Annotated in this window: 17 protein-coding genes; 8 read left to right on the forward strand and 9 right to left on the reverse strand. The window is 38.3% G+C overall.

The features are described 5' to 3' along the window. Nucleotides 1–41: 41 nt before the first annotated feature. Nucleotides 42–425 carry a response regulator gene (locus tag U2718_RS11860; protein ID WP_342002964.1) on the reverse strand — a complete coding sequence of 128 codons (384 nt, stop codon included), beginning with the start codon at nt 423–425 and terminating at the stop codon, nt 42–44. A gap of 860 nt (nt 426–1,285) precedes the next feature. Here U2718_RS11860 and U2718_RS11865 point away from each other — a divergent pair. Then, entirely contained in the window at nt 1,286–2,422 is a 1,137-nt protein-coding gene (locus U2718_RS11865) for a precorrin-8X methylmutase (RefSeq protein ID WP_342002963.1), read from the forward strand. Between the two features lie 22 nt (nt 2,423–2,444). Here U2718_RS11865 and U2718_RS11870 read toward each other — a convergent pair whose 3' ends face one another. Beyond that, complete coding sequence (locus U2718_RS11870) at nt 2,445–3,104, reverse strand: vancomycin high temperature exclusion protein (protein WP_342002962.1); 660 nt, start codon at nt 3,102–3,104, stop codon at nt 2,445–2,447. Between the two features lie 57 nt (nt 3,105–3,161). After that, entirely contained in the window at nt 3,162–3,989 is an 828-nt protein-coding gene (locus tag U2718_RS11875) for a type 1 glutamine amidotransferase (protein WP_342002961.1), read from the reverse strand. A gap of 377 nt (nt 3,990–4,366) precedes the next feature. Here U2718_RS11875 and U2718_RS11880 point away from each other — a divergent pair, with 377 nt between their 5' ends. Then, nucleotides 4,367–4,768 (forward strand): hypothetical protein, encoded by a 402-nt coding sequence (locus U2718_RS11880; protein ID WP_342002960.1) that lies wholly within the window; start codon nt 4,367–4,369, stop codon nt 4,766–4,768. A 145-nt stretch (nt 4,769–4,913) separates the two neighbouring features. On the opposite strand, the gene U2718_RS11885 is transcribed toward U2718_RS11880, so the two are convergent. Then, a complete protein-coding gene (locus tag U2718_RS11885) occupies nt 4,914–6,254 on the reverse strand; it encodes a Mur ligase family protein (RefSeq protein ID WP_342002959.1) in 1,341 nt (446 codons plus the stop codon). A 368-nt stretch (nt 6,255–6,622) separates the two neighbouring features. On the opposite strand from U2718_RS11885, the gene U2718_RS11890 reads away from it, so the two are divergent. Together U2718_RS11890 and U2718_RS11895 are read left to right on the forward strand one after the other, a co-directional pair. Then, nucleotides 6,623–7,207 (forward strand): thylakoid membrane photosystem I accumulation factor, encoded by a 585-nt coding sequence (locus U2718_RS11890; RefSeq protein ID WP_342002958.1) that lies wholly within the window; start codon nt 6,623–6,625, stop codon nt 7,205–7,207. Nucleotides 7,208–7,371: 164 nt separating this feature from the next. Beyond that, a complete protein-coding gene (locus U2718_RS11895; RefSeq protein WP_342002957.1) occupies nt 7,372–7,980 on the forward strand; it encodes a hypothetical protein in 609 nt (202 codons plus the stop codon). A 282-nt stretch (nt 7,981–8,262) separates the two neighbouring features. Here the strand turns inward: U2718_RS11895 and U2718_RS11900 are convergent, their stop codons facing one another. The 3 genes from U2718_RS11900 to U2718_RS11910 form a co-directional block, all read right to left on the reverse strand. Further along, entirely contained in the window at nt 8,263–8,709 is a 447-nt protein-coding gene (locus U2718_RS11900) for a tellurite resistance TerB family protein (RefSeq protein ID WP_342002956.1), read from the reverse strand. A 177-nt stretch (nt 8,710–8,886) separates the two neighbouring features. Then, nucleotides 8,887–9,048 (reverse strand): hypothetical protein, encoded by a 162-nt coding sequence (locus U2718_RS11905; protein WP_289791050.1) that lies wholly within the window; start codon nt 9,046–9,048, stop codon nt 8,887–8,889. Between the two features lie 655 nt (nt 9,049–9,703). Then, nucleotides 9,704–10,621 (reverse strand): histone deacetylase, encoded by a 918-nt coding sequence (locus tag U2718_RS11910; RefSeq protein ID WP_342002955.1) that lies wholly within the window; start codon nt 10,619–10,621, stop codon nt 9,704–9,706. A 551-nt stretch (nt 10,622–11,172) separates the two neighbouring features. Here U2718_RS11910 and U2718_RS11915 point away from each other — a divergent pair. Continuing rightward, a complete protein-coding gene (locus tag U2718_RS11915; protein ID WP_342002954.1) occupies nt 11,173–13,710 on the forward strand; it encodes a CHAT domain-containing protein in 2,538 nt (845 codons plus the stop codon). Here U2718_RS11915 and U2718_RS11920 read toward each other — a convergent pair. Further along, nucleotides 13,707–13,898 carry a hypothetical protein gene (locus tag U2718_RS11920; RefSeq protein WP_342002953.1) on the reverse strand — a complete coding sequence of 64 codons (192 nt, stop codon included), beginning with the start codon at nt 13,896–13,898 and terminating at the stop codon, nt 13,707–13,709. The two genes, U2718_RS11915 and U2718_RS11920, sit on opposite strands and share 4 nt — an antisense overlap. Before the next feature lie 34 nt (nt 13,899–13,932). Here U2718_RS11920 and U2718_RS11925 point away from each other — a divergent pair, with 34 nt between their 5' ends. Then, nucleotides 13,933–15,306 carry a GH1 family beta-glucosidase gene (locus U2718_RS11925; protein WP_342002952.1) on the forward strand — a complete coding sequence of 458 codons (1,374 nt, stop codon included), beginning with the start codon at nt 13,933–13,935 and terminating at the stop codon, nt 15,304–15,306. A gap of 360 nt (nt 15,307–15,666) precedes the next feature. Continuing rightward, nucleotides 15,667–16,149, forward strand: a complete 483-nt coding sequence (locus U2718_RS11930; protein WP_342002951.1) for a host attachment protein — start codon at nt 15,667–15,669, stop codon at nt 16,147–16,149. Between the two features lie 204 nt (nt 16,150–16,353). On the opposite strand, the gene U2718_RS11935 is transcribed toward U2718_RS11930, so the two are convergent. Continuing rightward, nucleotides 16,354–18,030, reverse strand: a complete 1,677-nt coding sequence (locus tag U2718_RS11935) for a fasciclin domain-containing protein (protein WP_342002950.1) — start codon at nt 18,028–18,030, stop codon at nt 16,354–16,356. Between the two features lie 1,095 nt (nt 18,031–19,125). On the opposite strand from U2718_RS11935, the gene U2718_RS11940 reads away from it, so the two are divergent. Continuing rightward, nucleotides 19,126–19,350 carry a DUF4327 family protein gene (locus U2718_RS11940; protein WP_342002949.1) on the forward strand — a complete coding sequence of 75 codons (225 nt, stop codon included), beginning with the start codon at nt 19,126–19,128 and terminating at the stop codon, nt 19,348–19,350. Nucleotides 19,351–20,211: the final 861 nt, after the last annotated feature.

Consider the following 20,211-nt stretch of genomic DNA (forward strand, 5'->3'; position numbering starts at 1 on the left):
TGTTTCTTTTCTTTACAAATTTGTCCGATATTTACATTCATCTAATTAGTTCTAGCTAAAACTAATGGTTGCCCAACAAGTTTCAGTACTTCGATTACTAAATCTTTAGGTTGTATTGGCTTAACTAAATATGCTTGAAATCCACTTCTGATCGCTTTTTCACGTTCTTGAACTGTGTTTCTCAATCCTGTTAAGGCAATAGCTGGAATTGAACATATTGGTAGAGGTAAGCTTCTAATAATACGTATAAGTGCGTAGCCATCGATGTTAGGCATCGCAATATCGACAATTAGAAGATGCGGTTCAAATTCCTCTATCATGTCCAGAGCCTCCTGTGCTGAGGTTCGTGTCACAACCTCAAAACCAAAAATTTCCAAACAACAGGAGGTTACATCACAATGATCTATATTATCATCTATAACCATTATTCGTAACCTATCTAAGGTTGGAGAAGCTTTTATTTCTGCATTAGGATAATCAACGTCAAAACAAAAGGTCATAATAATACTTGTCTCCTGAACGAACTGAATGGTCAGCAGGGAGAAAGTCCTACTAGGAGCTAGGGCTAGACTAGCTCTTTAGTGGGCTATTGGTGCTTGATACTATGACTCAGACTAAATTTCCTTTGCAATCCTTGGAGTAGAGCTAAGGCTAATTCAAAAATCACCTCGCACATACTGCTCCAGCTTCTAGGAAAAATTTTTCCAAGATGGAACTAGAGAGTTATTTTTTAGCTTAAACGATGTTATCTGGTTATATGTGTTTGGTTTAACCCCTCTTTCCAATCTAGACATTGTTAGGACTAGCATTTACAAATTGCTCTGGCAAAGGCTTGTAACCCACTTTGCCAGTTCTAAAATCAATCTTTTATTAAATCAACAGGATGTCAAAACCAATTATAACGGTTCTCGTATGTCTGAAGTACATCTGAACATAGAATCGAACCCGTAACTAGAGTCAAAAGATTTACCTGTTTTGTGTTCTGTATTTGAAGATTTTAGTAAAATCGATTATATTCAATTGAGACTTTTGATCAAATACAAAAGCAACATCTTTCTTGAGTGGAACATAATAGTAAGGTGTTTTTCATAACTTTATCATAACTTTTTAAAGGACTTTTTTGGAAGTAGTAAACGCACAGTAAATTTTCTATTTTTAAAAAGAAAAAATTTTGTTTCATTTGAGTAACTCATTTAGATCAATTTATTTATTCAACAAATAATCCACGAATTTGTGTTGGTAAGACGTTAATAATAAAATTGATTAATATTGTGGCGTGAAGAGTATGAAAGCTAATTGCTTAACGATAAAAGAACTTACCGAGGTAGTGGGAGGTGGAATAACACCCCGGATGGTACGTCATTACCATCAAGTAGGTTTATTACCTCAACCTATGCGATCGCCTGGTAACTATCGTCTTTATACTCAACAGGATGTAAACCGATTACAACGGATTGTTGCACTTAAGCAGCAAGGCTTTCAGCTAAATCATATTCGCCATATTCTTGCTATTGAACCAGAAGTAAGTACAACTGTAGAGACTCGATTAATCACATCTCTACAAAAGCAATATCGAGCAGTTATGCAACAAATTTCTCAACTCCGGCAAACTGCCTCCGCATTAGAGGGTTTACTGGGGCGCGATCGCAATTGTCAACTCATGCAAGCTGAAGTACTTGCACAACTTAAGTTACTGGAAGTAGAAACTAAGGTAGGAGCCGAGCAATTAGAAAAACTTTGGAGTGGCTTAGATGCACAAGTTCACGCTCACCCTGAAGATTTCTATGAATCATTACAATATTTACTACCAGATCTGTGCGATCGCTCTGCAATTGAACAAGACTTAATAGCAAAGCTAGTGTTGGCTAGTGGAGATGTGAGTTTAGCGTCTTTTGTGAGGTTGCATCCTGAGGCGATCGCTACCAGCCGTGAAGCCTTCAAGTCGGGATGTCAAGTGATTGCAGACACTTCCACAATTGCGGCTGCCTTAGATCAAACACGATTAATTCATCTGGGATGTCGTGTTGAAACTTTGATTGGTAATCCGCATATTACCACTGCAAAAGAGGCAGAACTTACTTTTTGGCAAGAACAGAAATGGCGGGAAAAATTACAGCAACTCGAAAAAGGTTGCGTGCTGGTAGTAGGCTATGCGCCTTCGGTGTTACTAGCAATTTGCGAAGCGATCGCCCATCAGCAAATCCAACCTGCATTAGTAATTGGTATGCCTATTGGCTTTAGCCATGCTCCCGCAGCCAAACGACAGCTAATGCAAACAAGTGTTGCTTGGATCGCAATTGAAGGAACCTTAGGAGGAGGATTGTTAGCAGCGACAGCCTTGAATGGTTTGGTTGAGTCAGTGATTGATAAACCTGATTGTCATTGTTATCTGCAACACAAGGCAGTAGGCAGTAGGCAGTAGGGTAAAAATTATATCTTTAATTTTACTTTACCCCTTCAAAAGGCCCAAGAAAAGTAGGTAGGGGATGAGTCACATGAACTTCCCACAATGCTTTCAGAGTAGACATCACCTCGCGCAGGTTATAGTACACAATAGCCTGAAAACGGTAACTTTCCCAGTCTGGTGTTCCGAGAGCGATCGCATCTACACCTAATTGACGGCAAGTGTAAACTGCACGAGGTAAATGAAAGTTCTGAGTCACTAAAACTGCTTGTTCAACACCAAAAATTTCTCTAGCGCGATAACAACTTTCGTAGGTGCTAAAACCAGCATGATCAAGGGTAATATCTTCAGCAGGTACACCTCGTTCTGTGGCGTAACGCTGCATCACTGTCACTTCATCGTAGTCATCGCTGCTATTGTCACCAGTCATCAATAGTTTTTGCACTCGCCCCAATTTGTAAAGTTCAACAGCAGCTGTGATGCGATCGCTTAACATCGGTGATGGCGTACCGTCTGGGTAAACTCCTGCACCTAAGACAATAGCAATACGCTGTGCTGGAATATCAGTAGGTTTTATGTAGCGGTAATTACTAGTAACTGCCTTGATGTAAAAGTTTAACCCCAGAGCAGTTATGATTGCGCCTAATGGCAGTAACCAAAATAGAAATCGCCAATGAAGCAAAAACCATTTAGATAGCATATTTTTGCATTGTCAAAATAATTCTGTTTTAACGGACTTCAGCTATGAGTCAGAAATTTAAATCCCTGGCTTCACCGCAGCAGGTGTTTGCACATTAACTTTCAACCGCTTAAACATTGCTTCCCTTCCTTGCATTGCCAAGGTATCATCTAAAGGTGATAGCGTGATCGCTTGTTGATACTTTAATCGCAATGCAGTTTGAATTAACCAATCTGCTACAAAAGGATTTTTTGGCAACAACGGCCCGTGAGAATAGGTAGCGATCGCATTCTGATAAAATACTCCTTCTGTACCATCTTCACCATTGTTGCCTAAGCCGTAAACCACGCGTCCTAATGCTTCGACTTTTCCTAATTTGGTGCGCCCACCGTGATTTTCAAATCCAATCAGATAAGGTGTAGCACCGCCTAACATCTCTTTTAAATCTTGGGCTAGAAGAGAAGCTGTCACTTCCACAACCAAATTTCCAATACAGCGCCGGACATTTTCTCCTGGATGTACCGATACAATATCTAATATTCCCAAACCTTGAATGCGTTGTCCAAAGCCTGGTTCGTAATAGTGTCCTAGTAATTGGGGCGAGCCGCAAGTAAACACGCCAGGAGTACCATTTTCTATTTTCTCCCGCATTGCTTCTGCTTTTGCACCTTGCAAGTCGCGCATGACAATTTCTTGTTGGCGATCTTGTGCGCCACCACCAACTATTAAATCTACCGAACGTATATCAGCTGCTGTAGCGTTCCGATCCAAAGGCAGCACCTTAACATTATATCCGCGCCACAGACAACGGCGTTCTAGAACGATGACATTACCGCGATCGCCATAAGTACTCATTAAGGTTGGATATAACCATCCAATAATTAATTCCATTTGCTGATTACTCATAACTCCTCACTATTCATAAACTTTTATAAAATAGAATTTTCAAATTTGCTCTCGTTTTACATCATAAAATAAACTTTATTTTTCCTTGATTAGATAGACATTATTTAACGTAAGATACTTGTATCTATAAATTTAAAGCTGAGAAGCATTTTACCTTCTACTATCTGCCGTCTACCATTTGCCTTTTTCGATTTAACTCTTTTCTTTGTCCTTTGTCATTGAATAGCTACCCATAGTTAAATTTCATCAAAAATAAAGAAACCCTAATATTTATAGTTTGTGTTTTTGAGAAAGTATGTCAGTATAAGTAAAACTCTTTCTGTGTATATATAAACTACAGATAGCAGTAGATTGATTTTACTACCAGGGGATTTCACATGGATTGTAAAACTGCAACATTGGTTTACCAAAGTGAGAATCATCTAGAAAAAATTCGAGAGATATTTCCGCAAGCGTGGACATTTTTAGAGGAAGTATCTTGGGCATACGTTCAGAACAAGTTGGATAAATTCGATGCTGCTGTTAAGGAAATAGTTGGGAAAACTCCTTTTAAATTTAGAATGGTTCACCGTGATGATCGCGATCAACTGACAAAAGACCTTTCTGATTTATTAGGAGATATTACCTCAAGATTGCTGCTAGAAAAGCATTTTTCTAAATTAGTTGGTCAACCAGTATTTTTTAGTACAATTTGTTGTAACAGTCATCTAACTTCTGACCATGAATTAACTTTAGAAGAAGTTTTACCATTACAGCGTGCAGCAGTGAAATTGCAATAATAATTGGTTAGTAGGTAGTAGGGGCGGGTTTAGAAGATAAATCATCGGTTTTAGCCCAAAGTTAATCAACGCAACCCGCCCACACAGTAGTTAATAGTTTATTACCCACTATCCACGATCCACTAACTACTATCCATAAAATGATTTAACGAATTTTCCTACCTATTAGAGCCTCTCGCACATCTAACATGGCTGTGTAGGTAGGTAAGATGTGTAAAGTTTCGTTAACTGGCGTATGTTGTAGGGCGATCGCTAGAGCTTGGCGTAAATCTTCTTCGACAATCAAATTGAAATTACTATCGGCAGTGTTTTGGCTGTAATGTAGACGTAGCGACATATCGTAGACGCGATCGCCACTAACTACTAAAGTTCCTCCCCGTTCGACTAATTTTTCTGTATCTACATCCCAGATCCAAGATACGTCTTCTCCATCTTGAATGCGATCATTTAATACTAGAAGTGTTGTTTTATCGTTGCTTTGGGTGACTACTCTAATTGTTTCATTGGTACCTACAGGATTTTTTGATAATAAAATCCGTACCTGCTTACCGTTAATTTTTAACTCTTCAGCACGACCAAAAGCTGGTTGGAAATTTGGTATAGTTTCACGGATAGTAGCTTCATTAATTCCTAATTCTATGGCAGCAGTAGCAGCTGCTAAAGTATTGTATTTGTTATACAAGCCAATGAGAATTTGCGGCCATGTGGCACTATCAAGAGTTGGTTGGCTTCTAGTAAAGCCACAACTCGGACAGGTATACTCACCCATATGAGACAAATAAACACCTTTGTAATTTAAGGCGTATCCACATTGGGGACAGTAGATAGAATCAACAGCATGGGGAATTGCTTCTAAATAATGTTCTGGTTCATTTAAACCAAAGAAAGAAACTCGCTGCTGGGATAACTGCTGCCCAAGATGGCAAATTGTCGGATCGTCTGCATTAGCAACAATGATAGTTTCAGGAGGGAGAGTCGCGATCGCACGTCCCCAGCGCTTACTGATTGTGTCTACTTCTCCATACCTATCTAGTTGATCGCGAAACAAGTTTAAACAGAGAATAAGCTTGGGTTGAATTGGTGCCAATACTCTTGGCAAGATATTTTCATCAACTTCTAAAATGGCGTAATCTACATTCAGCTTTCCTATCAAGTTGGTACTTTCCATCAACGCTGTCATTAAGCCATTTTCTAGATTCGCACCTGTGGCATTGTGAGCAACACGATAGCCTTGGCGTTCCAATATCTCGCGCAAAAACAGCGATGTAGTAGTTTTACCGTTAGTACCAGCAACGAGAATGATTCCGTTTTTAGTTTGCTGACTTAATAATTGCAACAGACGTGGCTCTATGCGACGCGCGATCAAACCAGGTAAAACTGACGCCGCACCCAAACGTAGCGATCGCACCATTAGAGTTACACTTTTAGCTACCGACACAGCCAAGCCAAGCCGGAGTTTATCTATAAATTGAATTTTTTTTTCCACATCAGTACCCTAGTGCTTTGGTGATTGCTAATTTACAACTGATAGCTACCAATTTAATTTTGTGAGTTTAGCGAATCCTTAGTAAAAAAGCCAGTCATAAGAGGATAAAAACCAAAGATGAGATGTGCTTGTGAAAACACAAAGAGAAATCAGGCAAAAAAGACGAAAGAATTAAGTCTGATTCACAATTCCCGGTGTCACCTTGCCTCCTGTCTCCCGTTTCATTCTCGCCTAGTTTACCTTTTCGAGAGATAATCCCCTAAGAGGCGTTATCTTAAAAATTGATGGCAGACGTCATCAAATATTTACATCGTCTGCTGAGTTCAGTAAAAACTTACAAAGAAATAAAAATTTAAAGGTTCCTTTTGATGAAAGGCATAAAGTTGCAATTTTTACCCAAAAATGTTCTGAACTGGCGACGCATTTTGTCTGGATGCTTGTTACTTGTGTGCCTGTTCATCCTTAGCACCACACCAGTATTAGCTGGTATTAAAGATGACAGATATGACGGAAATATTTTCGTGGTTTATGCTGGTAATGGTTCATTGGTTCCCCCGAAAGCCACACTAGCAACCGCACTAAAAGAGCATAAACCCGCACTGTTAGTTTTTTATGTGGATGACAGCAGTGATTGCAAAGAATATGCAATCGTTGTTTCTAAACTACAAGCTTTTTATGGCGGAGTAGCAGAGATTATCCCGATCAACGTGGATACAATTATACCCAAACAAAGTTATGAACCGACAGAACCTGGTTATTACTACTCAGGCAAAGTTCCCCAAGTATTAGTGTTTAATCAATCAGGACAGGTAGTCTTGAATGAAAAGGGGCAAGTACCATTTGAACAAGTAGACGATCAGTTCAGACAACTGTTTGATTTGTTACCACGTACCGAATCAGTAGAATTAAAACGTCGTTCCTTTAATGAATTAAATAGTGAGCTAACTCAGTAATTTTTGGGGCAGGCAGATTTCGTCTGCCTTATTTTTTAGTTGAATTTGATACTAAATTTTAAATAAACGTAATGGAGAATATCTAAACAAGATAGGAGGGTAAACGACTAACAATCAACAAACGATAAATAATCAATGGCCAATGACTTAGAGAGTGTGTTCTGATGTCAAAGGTTTATACTACAGAGGAGCTAATCAAAATTTTGTCAGTAGAACGCCAGGCATGCTTAAAAGGCGATCGCTTGAAGTTAGAGATCAAAGTCTCTGGCAATCCTGTAATTGACCAGTTTATCAGAACCGATGGGCTGCAAAAATTTACTGCCTATCAAGATTTTAAAGCTGCTATTCACGATTATCAAAGGAAATATCAAGTTTCTGGCATTGTCTGGCGTGAGGTGACAGTCAAAGGTAAAACCTTACGCTATCCAGAAGTAGATTCTCAGTTAATTGCTTTATCTGATGATTTGGATATACTCAAGGCTGCTAAAAATTCTGTTTTAGAATTTTGGGATACAGTCACTGTCGAGATGGACTTATATTTAAGTGTTAATCATGGTAAACAATATCAACAGATTATAAAAGTTGATGTTGATAGAATCGCCCACAGAACAGAATGGGCTAGTTTATGTTCTTTTGAAAAATCCCACTTTTTGGAAATAGTTTTACAAATGGGGTGGGGGCAACCAGAAGAAGCCTGTTACAAAAGAGGATTTCCAGCATCTGGTAGTGAATTCATCCATGCTGTCAATCCTGGTAATTCTCCAATTGGGTAGTGTCAACCAAATTGTCAAAAGTATCTTCAAAGCAGTGCCAAAAATTTCAGCCTTATTAGTAGTTTTAAATTAATGATGTGGGAGTTATACCAGTTCTCTAAATTAAAGCTACAAATCATCTACCCCGCTCTCTATTCAAAAGCTTGCAAATTTGTAGCCACTTGAAAGTGAAATAGTATTACGGAGAGAGTAGGAGAAAAAGTTTTCTCTCACCTCCTCTGTTTACCCATCTCCAAGTTACCCTACTTTGGTTGACAATAAATTTTGGATGTTAAACAGAGATTATCCCCGATTTTTAATCAACATTACTTGTACAACTTGTGTGGCAATCTCAGTAGTGATGCCCAGAGCTTGATACAAATCGTTCAAGAATTCCTGTTCTTCTTGAGTCACGATTCCATCTGCTAATACCAAATCAGCACTTACTGCAAAAACTGCTTCCCGCAATTCATGAGGCAAAGACTCTTTGGCAGTATTGAACAAAGCATTAATACCTTCACGCCTCAAAACAACGAGGAGTGTCTCAAGCATCTCGCTCATCATCTCATCGGAGTAACTTCTGAATAGCTTGATCCGAGATAGTGTAGATAAGATAGCACGTGCCTCCTCTTGGGAAGGATAACCATCTGAGGCAGTTGTAGCCAGGGTAATAGCAGTAAAAGCTTCTTCTGGACTTAGTCCGTTTTCAAGTAAGCTTTTGATGCCAGACATCTTGTCGAGTGAATCCATTGTAGTTTGCTCCGTTAATAACGTCTCCATAGCGGTAAAACTACTGATGTCTTCCTGACATTCTGGTAAATAATACAACGCTTTGAGACTTTCAGTATTTAGTGTTCCCAGGTTTGTCGCCTAGCAAACAGAAGCACTCAATGGTTTCCAACAATATGTTAATTTTTTGGCTTACAGTTAACGGAGCTGCTTGGGAGAGGTTTGACGAACACCTGTTCTTTCCATTGTTTCAATAACTGCTAAACCAATACCGGAAGCTGCAATTAGCATAACTGCTGATATTAAAAAGGCATTGACAAGCATCCGGAGGGCATCGTCGAAGAAAATGTAGGTAGTCATAGCTTGCTCTTCTGAACTCGATTTTGCTAGTACTATTTATCTCTCCACACCCTAATAGCTGTTTTTCGCTCTTTAAAGTACTAGCATATGCATCTTAACAAAACTTTAGGTCTTTAGCGAGATGGCGAGAACTTTTTCTTTTGAAAGATTAGACAAGCTATTGCTAATCTTTTGTAAAGTTCTACATAAAAGTTAGAGGTATAGTAAAAAATAAACATCGTGTAAATTACTTAGGTTAATTTTGTGGCTACTAGTAAATTTAGATACATGTAAACAGTTCGACAAGATGATGTAATTTTGACAAGAGAGTTATTTATCTATTAGTTTTACTAGCTGTCTATAACTATATAAATAAGGAGAAGATAATTAATTTAATTCGGAAAACTTTGGGAAATTCACTGTTAATCTCTTGCGTAGCTTAGTTATTTATAAAACATTTATAAAAATGAATTATTGATAAAATATTTTGCTCCTGAAATAAATATAATGTACTAATTCTATTGAAATTTTGAAAAAAATATTACACTTCTAATAGTGATATACTGAAATTTAAGACTTCAACACAAAACTCCCAAATCAGACAATCAGAGAAGAAAGCTGGAGTGGCTCTAGTGGAACATTTCTTCACAAAATCTACAACTATAGCTGTTGTCAGTTAAACTAAACACCGTTCGATTGTCGCCATAACTGATCGCGAAAGTGCTTCTAAATCGTAGCCACCTTCTAATCCAAACAGAATTTTCCGAGTAATTCCCAAACAATAATCGGTGAATAAACCGTAATCTTGTGGTTGCAAATTAATCATTGCTAGTGGATCGGCAGCATTGGCATCGTAACCAGCACTAACAATCAACAAATCAGGCTGAAAGTCTGCGAAAAAGGGTATTACTTTTTTTTCAAACACAGGCTGATATATACCTATATCGCTGCCAGGAGGGATGGGTAAATTCAAGACGTTATTATGAAAGCCTCTTTCTGAAACTTTGCCGGTACCTGGATAGCAGGGATACTGATGCATCGAGCAATAAGCTATTTGGGAATTAGTTTCTACAATTGCTTGGGTACCATTACCGTGATGCACATCCCAATCTAAAATAGCCACTCGGTTAATGCCTGGTTGTGTTAAGGCATGTAAAGCAGCGATCGCCGCATTGGCAAATAAGCAAAACCCCATTCCGTAATCTTTTTCAGCATGATGTCCCGGTGGACGCGCCATTACAAAGGCTGGATTGCCAGTTTCTAATACAATATCAACTCCATCCAACCAGGCACTTACTGCTAATAATGCAACATCATAGCTACGGGGAGAAACGGCTGTGTCTGTATCCAAAAAACCACCACCACTAGAGGCGATTTCTTGAACTTTTTGAATGTAGTTTTGGCTGTGTACCTCTAAAAGCAAAGGCATCAGTAGACGCTTGTCAACTGGTGTGGGCGATCGCCACTCAATTTCAGAAGCAAACACCGCTGCTTTTAGTGCGGTGGTAATAGCACTCAAACGCTCTGGTTTTTCTGGATGGAGGTATCCAGTTTTGTGTTCCAGAAATTCATCAGAATAGATGACTGGCAACATACTTCTAGATATCTTCGTCTTGAAACTACATGAAGTCTGTTTAAAACACGGTCAGAAAACAGTATTTTTATACTTGATTATGCCCAAATTAGACGTGAAATACTGTTTTGAAAATAGAGACGCTTAGACTAGCGAGGTTAGAAAAAGAGGGTTCTATTAACTTGGTATGAAATTTCTGATCATGAGCATCTCGCTTGAAAATTAATGATTGATGATATGAGTTTTCAATTATACCTCAAAACCCTAGTTTGCTGGGAAATAGATGATATGCAAAGCATATTTACAGTTTTATGAATCAATCAGTTGATTTATATATTTTTGTGTAGTATCTATCCTGGATACAGAATCTCAAATGACAAATATTATACCCCTCAGTTCTAGAAAAAGTTTTGTAATGGCAAATAATTGATTTACGCAATATTCATAAAATTCTCAGTATCTCTTCGGAAGTGAGACGTTAGATTAAAAAAATAGTTTAACGGAAAATATCGCTAACTTTCTGTATCTAAAAAGAAGCAAATTTGTTAAAAATCTACCATTAAACGGCTTTTATGCTAGGCAGATACCGGACATCTAGTGTCCGTCGCTTATTGAAATTATTATTTTTGTTCTTTTTTACATCCAGCTTATGTCTGGTAAATTTACCGTTACCGCGTTGGCAAGGAAGATACGAACTAGCTACAGCTCAATTAACACTTAAAAGTATGTCCCCTTACTTTTCTGATATGTCTGTGGATGCTAGCCAATTGTTAGAGCGAGGTAATCAACAATACGACAGGGAAAATTTCCCAGCTGCGATCGCAAATTGGGAGCAAGCGATCGCCTATTATCGTCGAACTAATCACTGGTTGAATGTAGGGCAAATACTAATTAAACAAGCTCAAGCATATAATAGTTTAGGACAACCAGAAAAGGCTATTATTCTGTCTGAAAGTGCTTTGCAGATTGCCCGTGTTTGCAATGACGATTCTTTAGAAGCGGCGGCTTTAGGTAGCCGAGGAGAAGCTTATCGGCTGCAAGGCGATTACAAGCAAGCGATTGTTGATCTAAAATCTAGCATTAAAATTGCTCAAGTTATTGATAATTCAACCTATTATGATTTTGCTTTAAATCAATTAGGAAGTACTTATATTAGTCTAGCTCTACTTAATTATAATCGTGCCTCTTCAGCTTTAGAAGCTGGCGATAATGACGAAGCCGATATTTTAACTAAACAAGCTGGAAAATATGATTTAGAAGCTTTAGAATATTTCAACAATAGTTTGAATATTGCCCGTAAAAAGCAAGATAGATTCCGTGAAATACATTTACTGCTCAATTCTATTCCTCCTGCATATCGGCTCAAAAAATCGAACTTGGCTATAGCTAAATTGAAACTGGCTTTACAACTATTAGAGCGTTTACCTAATTCACACCAGAAAGTATATGCTGCAATTGAATTAGCCCAACTTGTACAATCTCTTCCTTTTAGAAAAACTTCATTTTTAAATGAATGTCCAGCATCTCAAGGAGAACCACAAGCACTAGATTTACTTGCACAAGCTATCTCAATTTCTCAAAGTTCACACTATCAGCGTGCTTTGTCTTTTGCGTTAGGTTATCTTGCTCATATTTATGAATGTCGCCAAAATTATCAGCAAGCGTTAAATATAACTCAACAAGCACAACAAGCTGCAAAGACAAAATTGAACGCTCAAGATAGTTTATATTTATGGCAATGGCAAGCTGGAAGAATATTAAGAGCGCAACATCACCTAGTAGAAGCAATTGCTGCTTACGAACAAGCTATAGCTACTTTTAACAGCATTCACAATCCAATAGCGATTAATTATCCAAATTTACAAATCAATCACAACCACACGATAGAAAAAATCTATCGTGAGTTAATTGCACTCCGATTAAATTTAGAAGAAAATGAAATAAGTCCAATAGATAGTATTAATAATACTAGACATAATTTCTACTCTATACTCAACATTATTGACGCTTTAAAAATTAGAGAATTGCAAAATTATTTTAAACGAGATTCTCTTGTCAGAACACTTGGGCAAACAAAACTAGATCTAAAAATTAATAAAAAAACGGCAGTAATTTGGTCTATTGTCCAAGATGAGCGTACTGCAATTATAGTTTATCTACCGAACGGAGAAATTAAATTTAAATGGATACAACTCGATAGTCAAAGCCTAAAAGATGAAATCAACAAATTTCGGATCGGACTAGAGAAACGTAGCGACATAATTTACAATCGAGGTCAAGCCCAAAAGTTATATGACTTGATGATTCGTGCTTTTGAAAAAGATTTAGAGTCATTGCATATCAAAACTCTGGTTTTTATTCCGGATGGGCTTTTCCATAGTGTGCCAATAGGGGCTTTGCATAATGGCAAGCAGTTTTTAATTCAGAAGTATGCGATCGCAACTAGCTCTAGTTTTAGTCTGGCGCCTCCACTTCCCACCAAGCCTAAAAAATTACGAGTGCTAGCTGTAGGTTTAACCAAAGATGTGATTGTTGATAATCAAAAATATCAAGCTTTGATTAACGTCAAAGAAGAAATTAACCAGGTTATGAATATAATTCCAGATGGCAAGCTGTTTTTAAATGAGAATTTTACACGCGATCGCCTATATGCAGAAATACGCCAAGGTGTTTATCCAATTATTCATATTGCAACTCATGGCGAATTTAGCTTTATTCCTGAAGATACCTTTCTCGTGACTGGTGATCATGACAAACTTTCTGTCACTGACTTGTACAACATGATTCACAACACAGCGAGCAGCCATAATTCAGTGGATCTGTTGGTACTCAGCGCTTGTGAAACAGCTCGCGGAGGTAACACTACTAATCTTGGTTTAGCTAGCATAGCAGTATTAGCTGGCGTCAAAAGCAGTTTAGCTTCCTTATGGGCAGTAAACGATGCTGCAACCGTAACATTAATCACAAAATTTTACGAATACTGGCATCATCTTGGATTGAGTAAAGCAGAAGCTTTACAAAAAGCGCAACAAGATCTAATAGCTTTAGGAAAAAAATATGCTCATCCTTATTATTGGGCACCATTTATTATTTCAGGTAATTGGCTTTAAACACCCTTAATAGCCATTGATAAGGAGAACATTTTTACATCTTTTCTATTTCCTCCTGTCTTTTGCTTTAATCTATGTAAAGCCAATGTATTGATAACCACCACTTTACCTTGAGTTTTGGTATTTTCAAAAAGGGGAAACAGCTCTATACGGAGTTTTCCTCCATTATCAGCGGTACGCTTTCCCACAAGGTAGGCACAACCGTGGAAAAGGGAAATCGATATGAATCAAAACCAATTTCCAGAAGATTTTTGCTGGGGCGTTGCGACTGCTGCTTATCAAATTGAAGGAGCGATCGCAGAGGGAGGGCGTAAACCTAGTGTGTGGGATACTTTTAGCGCGACACCCGGAAGAGTTGTAAACGGCGATACTGGCGAGTTTGCTTGCGATCATTACCATCGCTATGAAACAGACATACAGTTGATGGTTAAACTAGGTATTAAAAACTATCGTTTTAGTATCGCTTGGCCTCGTATAATTCCTGATGGTCGTGGTAAAGTCAATGAAGAAGGTGTTAATTTTTACAAGCGCTTGGTAGATTGCCTACTCGAAGCAGGCATTACACCCCACGCTACCTTATTTCATTGGGATAGCCCTCAAGCCCTGGAAGATTTGTATGGCTCTTGGCAAAGTCGGCAGATGGCTTTTGATTTTGCTGATTACGTGAGTGCAGTTGTTAATCGATTGGGCGATCGCATTACTCACTGGATGACAATCAACGAAATTCCTTGTTTTACTCACATGGGCTATGGAGTAGAAGCCAATCCTCCCCATGCTCCAGGTACACGTGTTAATAGTCAAAAGGAAGTTTGGCAGACTTCTCATCACGCTTTACTTGCCCACGGTTTAGGCTGCCAAGCGATCCGTGCTGCTTCACCCACCCCTTGCCACGTGGCATTGGTAGATAACTTCGGCGTTACAGTTCCAATTAATGAGTCGGTTGATAATATCACGGCAGCAAAAAAAGCCCTCCATACCTGTTTCCAAAATGGAGGTATTATTTTTCCCGTTCTTACAGGTGACTACAGCCCAGTCATGCTTGAAGAGTTAGGAAAAGATGCCCCTGATATTAAGTCTGGCGATTTGGAAATCATTCACCAGCCCCTTGATGCTCTTGGTTTAAATATTTACACAGGCACTTATGTTCGTGCTGTTGATAATGAAAGAGGATACGAATTGCTCGATTTGCCTAAAGGCTATCCGCGTATGCATATGCCTTGGCTCAATATATTACCTGAGAGTATTTACTGGGGTGTGCGTCATGTCAATGAAACTTTAGGACAAAGAAACTTACCTGTATTTATCACTGAAAATGGCTGTGCCGCAGAAGATGAAGTCAATGCAAAAGGTGAAGTTATTGATAGCGATCGCATTATGTACTTGCGGCAGTATCTAAAGTCAGCTAGCCGAGCAATTAGTGAAGGCTATTCTTTAAAAGGATACTTCGTTTGGACTCTGATGGATAACTTTGAGTGGGCATGGGGCTACTCCCGGCGCTTTGGAATTATATACACAGACTACAGCACACAAAATCGCATCCCCAAAGCCAGTTTTGATTGGTATGCAGAGTGCATCCGTCAACGCAGAGTAGTTTGAGGTGGGTATCGGGATTAGGTACACAAGAGGACGATGATTGGTTCAACAGTTACTCTCAAGCTCCTCTTAGCAGTAATGATTTCTCCTACACTAGCCTAATTTTCTCCAAGGTATTTAGGAAACTCACTCCAAGTTAGATCAAAAATAAATTTTTCGCTCCTAGAACTTTTATTCCTCACAATTTTCTTAGGTTTTTCTGCTATTACTAAGATATAGTTAAGTGTGTCAACTCAAGCAAAAGTCTAGTGACTCTCTTGAGGTAGTTTCCTCAGGGTAGGATGAAGTACAAAGATAAAAACTTTCATCCTTGAATATTGTTTTGACTGTTAATTCCCCACGAAATAATTAGGGGGTAAACAAATGAATCAGGTATTGGTTGCTGTTATTAATGGAACCAGAGCAAGATTTTTGACTTTAGAACAGCCGGAATTACCGGAATATGAATCTGGCCCCAATTTAGTTGAACATAAAAGTTTATTCAATCCAGTTAAGGAATTACAGGGTAAGGAACTTTGGGCAAGTGTTAAAACTGGACGTAATCAAGGACAAGGTAGCCAAGCTCATGCTTATGATGATGGGCGTCAAGAGCATCTAAATGAATTTGAACGGCGCTTTGCTGGGGCGATCGCTAATGAAATTGCCAATATAAATAAGAGCAAGCGTATCCAGAGATTGCTTTTGATTGCAGAACCACATATTTTAGGAGTTCTGCGGGAGGTAGTGGCTCCTTTACTACCTAAAAATTTGCAAATCCAAGACTTAGCAAAGGATTTGTGTAAACTCAAGTCTAAAGATATCTATGAATATCTGGCTAATAAAAATCTCCTACCTACTCGTAGATAAACCTCAAGAATAGGGAGGAGATTAAAAGCTAGAGATTGGGAGGTACCATATACATACATCTCCATAAATCTCTAGTTAGTCTGTAAAACTCCTAAAAAAACAAAGCCTGCCCCTGGCAGGCTAGACACTAATTTTTTTGTATTTATCTTGCCCAGGCGGGCTTTGCTATTTCCCCCCAAGCTAAAGCTTGGGGGGAAATATTAATTAGAAATTGTAGCCAATTCCTAACAAAAGTCCTACATCTGCACCATCGACAAAAGCGGCATTTACAGCAGCGTTAACTGTAAATTGACGGCTCAAAGGATAATCTAAACCACCAGTGAGTAGAAAACTAACGTCACTATTATCACCAGTCCCAATTGACACACCTGCACCTATGTAAGGAGAAACAGGAAAACTTCCTCCACCAACGGGATTGTTTACTCCTCGGAAGGCAAAATCATATGTAATGGGAACTAAAAAGATGGTGTCGTCTCCAATAATTGCACCCGGACGAATAGAAAAGTTATTGAAAACACTGAATTTGCTAGTTACTGCAAAGTTACCACTACCAAGAGCTGTATTACCACCAAAACCAATGTTGCCACCAACTGCGACATAATTTCTGCCACGACGGGCGGTTTCAACTTCTTGTTCGGGATCTAGGGAAACATTAGGTGGTACCAAAACTCTGTCAACTGCGTAAACAACACCATTGCTTGCTTGAACGCTCGCTTGAACTGTCGCATCATTGACTACAACTTGATTGCTAGCAGGATCTACTTTAACGTTGACAGTTCTTTCCTCTAAGGTTTGCAGTTCACCAGAGGCAATTTCATTCGGAGTTACCTGATTGGGAACAACATGATATCTTAGAATACTAAGCAGTTTTTCTTTGTTTTCAGGCTGTTGCAATCTTTGCAGAGTCTCTGGTGGTAAGGCTGCAAATGCTTGATCTGTTGGAGCAAAAAGTGTGTAAGGGCCTGGTTGTTTCAGAGCTTCCTCTAAACCTGCTGTTCTAACTAAAGAAAGCAAAGTTGTAAAGTTGTTACTAGACTCAGCCAAGGAAAGAATATCGGTTGTAGCTTGTTGAGTACTACCAGGGCCACCCACAATATAGTTAGCAGCTGCAACGTTGGTAGGTATTGCAGGTACTTGTCCTAGTCTCACTAAAGCTTGGTACAAATGTGCCGCAGCTTCTGCGCGGGTTAAAGCTCTGTCTGGGCTAAGTGTTTTAATATCGGGATAATTGACAACAAGATTTGCCTGAGTTGCGGCTGCTACTTGGTTAATAGCATAGGTTGGGATTTGTCCAGCATCTGTAAAGTTGCTAGCAAGAATATTTTCCGCAGAGTCAGTGGGAGTTAAATTCAGTCCGTTAGCTATGGCAGCGATCGCCTGAACTTTAGGAATCTGTTGATTTGGCAGAAACAAGTTATTGGGATAACCAGCCATAAACCCAGATTCATAAGCTTCCTGAATTGCAGAAGCCGCCCAAAAGCCAGCAGGAACATCTTTAAACCCACCCGGAGGTAGCTGCCGAACTAAACTTTGACTAAAAGCTTTTTGAATCATGGCTGCAAATTCAGCTCTAGTCACAGCTTGTTCCGGTCTAAATGTACCATCAGGGAAACCAGCAATTATGTTTCTTGCAGCTAAACCCTGAATAAATGGCAATGCCCAGTAATCTGCTTGCACGTCAGGAAAGTTGACAACTGCGGGTGCGGGGGCTTGCTCTGGAGTTTGAGTCGGAACTTGCTCTGGAGTTTGGGTAGGAACCTGATCCGGAGTTTGAGTCGGAACTTGAGCCAAACTTGGAGCAGAAATCACTACTGGAGCAGCACTGACTCCAACAGCTAGCAAAGCGGTACTTGTCAATGACAAACCAAATAAACTACGCATGAACGTTCACTCCTAAACAAGCAGGTTTATTTTTTAACCAAGCTTTTCTTTCGATTCACCAAAGAAAAAAGATATTCTTTTTTGCTTAGAGATGATATCAATTGGATTTGGATTTTGTAAATCTATCTTAAGAATTCAATTTCAATTCTCATGTAAAAACATTTACTCATTACATGGATAATTTTAATTTTAAAATCAAATGCCTATAAATACATAAATTATAATTATTGCTTTTATTGATGTATCTTGAACCTACGTGAAACAAACAAGTCCAATGATTATGAAATTTGACCTCTAGGATTGAGTTTTGACAATTACCCTTTTGAGGACAATAGATTTAAGCATAGATTTTTAACTACTTATCCAGAGCAACCTGGATAAATTTGCGTAATCAATGCTTTACAAACACCTAATTTCTTGATTAATGCGAATATATCTAGATTAAATGATACCAGTTTGTGTGCCTAAGAGACATCTATCAAAAGCTAGGACGAGATATCTACCGAAAGCCAGGGTTGTTAGATGATAAATGTTTGATATGCTGCTAATAAGGTAGTATTAAGCTTACTGAGACTAAATCGTCACAAAAAATTACAACTCATTTACTAGAAAGGAATGATGGGGAAGCCTGTATATATTTGTATTGATATAATTTCTCTTTAAATCCACTCACACTCAAACTGAGTAGCTTTGATAGCATGGGTTTAGCAAATTAAATTATTGCTTTCTCATCTTCTATGAATTTGCTCTGTAAGCAAAAACAAAATTATTACTAATCTATTATGTAAATTAACTGATTTTCGATAATTGCTTTCGTCAAGATAGAGAACTTTAATGTCTATTTATTTACTCAATATTACATATGTAGACTTGGTCTTATGGTGCTTTCAAGTCACTTTAAATAATAATCAGAAAGTCTGATGTAAATACAATAACAAAACTTATAGTAACTTTTCATACCTTCTGAACGACAACTGATGCGGGAGCGGAAATTGCTACCAATAATCTTCACAATTTCCTCACATTTTTTTGATAAGTTGAAAATACAATCCAAATATATTCTATATATCATACCAGGTATGAGGGAGCTGAGTTATGTTTGATACTGTTGTTAAATACGATATAGAAGTTATAAAGGAAGAGGCCCGTGAATTGGTTAAAAAGGGACTTGTTCAACGTAACCAGCCTATATACGCTCTTTGCAAATACATTCCTGGTCGTGATTGGGTATGTGTAGAGCTTGAACTCGAAAAAAATGAATTTTTACTCAGGGATAAAATTATTGATTTACTGGGTCGTGAAGACTGGTCTGAAGATTGATGTGAAATACGGAAGTTAAATCAAAACTTGGTGTAAAATACAACAACTTAAAATCTTATATCAACAATCATCACATTTATTTTTGTTTACCAGGTAAAAGGCAGAAAAAAGTCTGTAAACGCGGCAGATGTGCTAAACGGGGAGGGATATGTCCGTTGATACCTTTACCAGGGAGAGTATGCGGCTTTCCGTAGGAGTTGGTGATATCAGCAAAAGCAAACTTCAGTTAAGTAAAACAACCAAATTAAATTTAGAACACCCTCCATAAAATCCTCGATTTTTCTGAAACGTCGAGGATCTATATTTTTAGCTTATTTACCTTGACTTAGAGATTATTTATAAAGTAACCCTTAAATTGTAGGGGAGCGAGTGCGTTGCGCGGGTTCCCCACCGCACTGGCTCTCCTACTTAATATTAACTTTATAAATAGCCTCTTACCTAGCATCAAAGTCATTCAAAGATTTTGTCAGCCAAGATTTATATACTTGTTGGTTTAAGCTATTAACTTACAGGAAATGTAACATGAGGCTTTTCTTGGTTTTGAAGCTTGTTCATTAGCTTTTCTATCATTATCTGCCGTAAAAAACTGGAGTTTTCTCTACTTAGTACTGGCATTTCTTGCCAACAATGTCGGCAAAACCAATAAAATTCAGAACCACGTATATGTAGTAAAAGAGGACTGGAACAGCAAGGACAGTAATTCATAATATTTTCTAAAGATTTTGATCCTAAATGAGAAGATTGTAATTGTTGACCGTCAATTCGTCATTCCATTAGGAATGTTATGTTTAGTTGGTTATGCTTTCATAATAATTACCAATTGTGAGGAACTTGTGAGTAAAATTTAAGAGTTCGCTAATT

Source organism: Chlorogloeopsis sp. ULAP02, assembly GCF_038404745.2.
In the GTDB taxonomy this organism is placed as follows: Bacteria; Cyanobacteriota; Cyanobacteriia; order Cyanobacteriales; family Nostocaceae; genus Chlorogloeopsis.

Excerpts from the sequence above, each read along its gene's own strand:
- U2718_RS11860 (WP_342002964.1), bottom strand. The coding sequence starts at position 425 with ATGGTTATAGATGATAATATAGATCATTGTGATGTAACCTCCTGTTGT.
- U2718_RS11865 (WP_342002963.1), top strand. The coding sequence starts at position 1,286 with ATGAAAGCTAATTGCTTAACGATAAAAGAACTTACCGAGGTAGTGGGA.
- U2718_RS11870 (WP_342002962.1), bottom strand. The coding sequence starts at position 3,104 with ATGCTATCTAAATGGTTTTTGCTTCATTGGCGATTTCTATTTTGGTTA.
- U2718_RS11875 (WP_342002961.1), bottom strand. The coding sequence starts at position 3,989 with ATGAGTAATCAGCAAATGGAATTAATTATTGGATGGTTATATCCAACC.
- U2718_RS11880 (WP_342002960.1), top strand. The coding sequence starts at position 4,367 with ATGGATTGTAAAACTGCAACATTGGTTTACCAAAGTGAGAATCATCTA.
- U2718_RS11890 (WP_342002958.1), top strand. The coding sequence starts at position 6,623 with ATGAAAGGCATAAAGTTGCAATTTTTACCCAAAAATGTTCTGAACTGG.
- U2718_RS11895 (WP_342002957.1), top strand. The coding sequence starts at position 7,372 with ATGTCAAAGGTTTATACTACAGAGGAGCTAATCAAAATTTTGTCAGTA.
- U2718_RS11900 (WP_342002956.1), bottom strand. The coding sequence starts at position 8,709 with ATGGATTCACTCGACAAGATGTCTGGCATCAAAAGCTTACTTGAAAAC.
- U2718_RS11905 (WP_289791050.1), bottom strand. The coding sequence starts at position 9,048 with ATGACTACCTACATTTTCTTCGACGATGCCCTCCGGATGCTTGTCAAT.
- U2718_RS11910 (WP_342002955.1), bottom strand. The coding sequence starts at position 10,621 with ATGTTGCCAGTCATCTATTCTGATGAATTTCTGGAACACAAAACTGGA.
- U2718_RS11915 (WP_342002954.1), top strand. The coding sequence starts at position 11,173 with ATGCTAGGCAGATACCGGACATCTAGTGTCCGTCGCTTATTGAAATTA.
- U2718_RS11925 (WP_342002952.1), top strand. The coding sequence starts at position 13,933 with ATGAATCAAAACCAATTTCCAGAAGATTTTTGCTGGGGCGTTGCGACT.
- U2718_RS11930 (WP_342002951.1), top strand. The coding sequence starts at position 15,667 with ATGAATCAGGTATTGGTTGCTGTTATTAATGGAACCAGAGCAAGATTT.
- U2718_RS11935 (WP_342002950.1), bottom strand. The coding sequence starts at position 18,030 with ATGCGTAGTTTATTTGGTTTGTCATTGACAAGTACCGCTTTGCTAGCT.
- U2718_RS11940 (WP_342002949.1), top strand. The coding sequence starts at position 19,126 with ATGTTTGATACTGTTGTTAAATACGATATAGAAGTTATAAAGGAAGAG.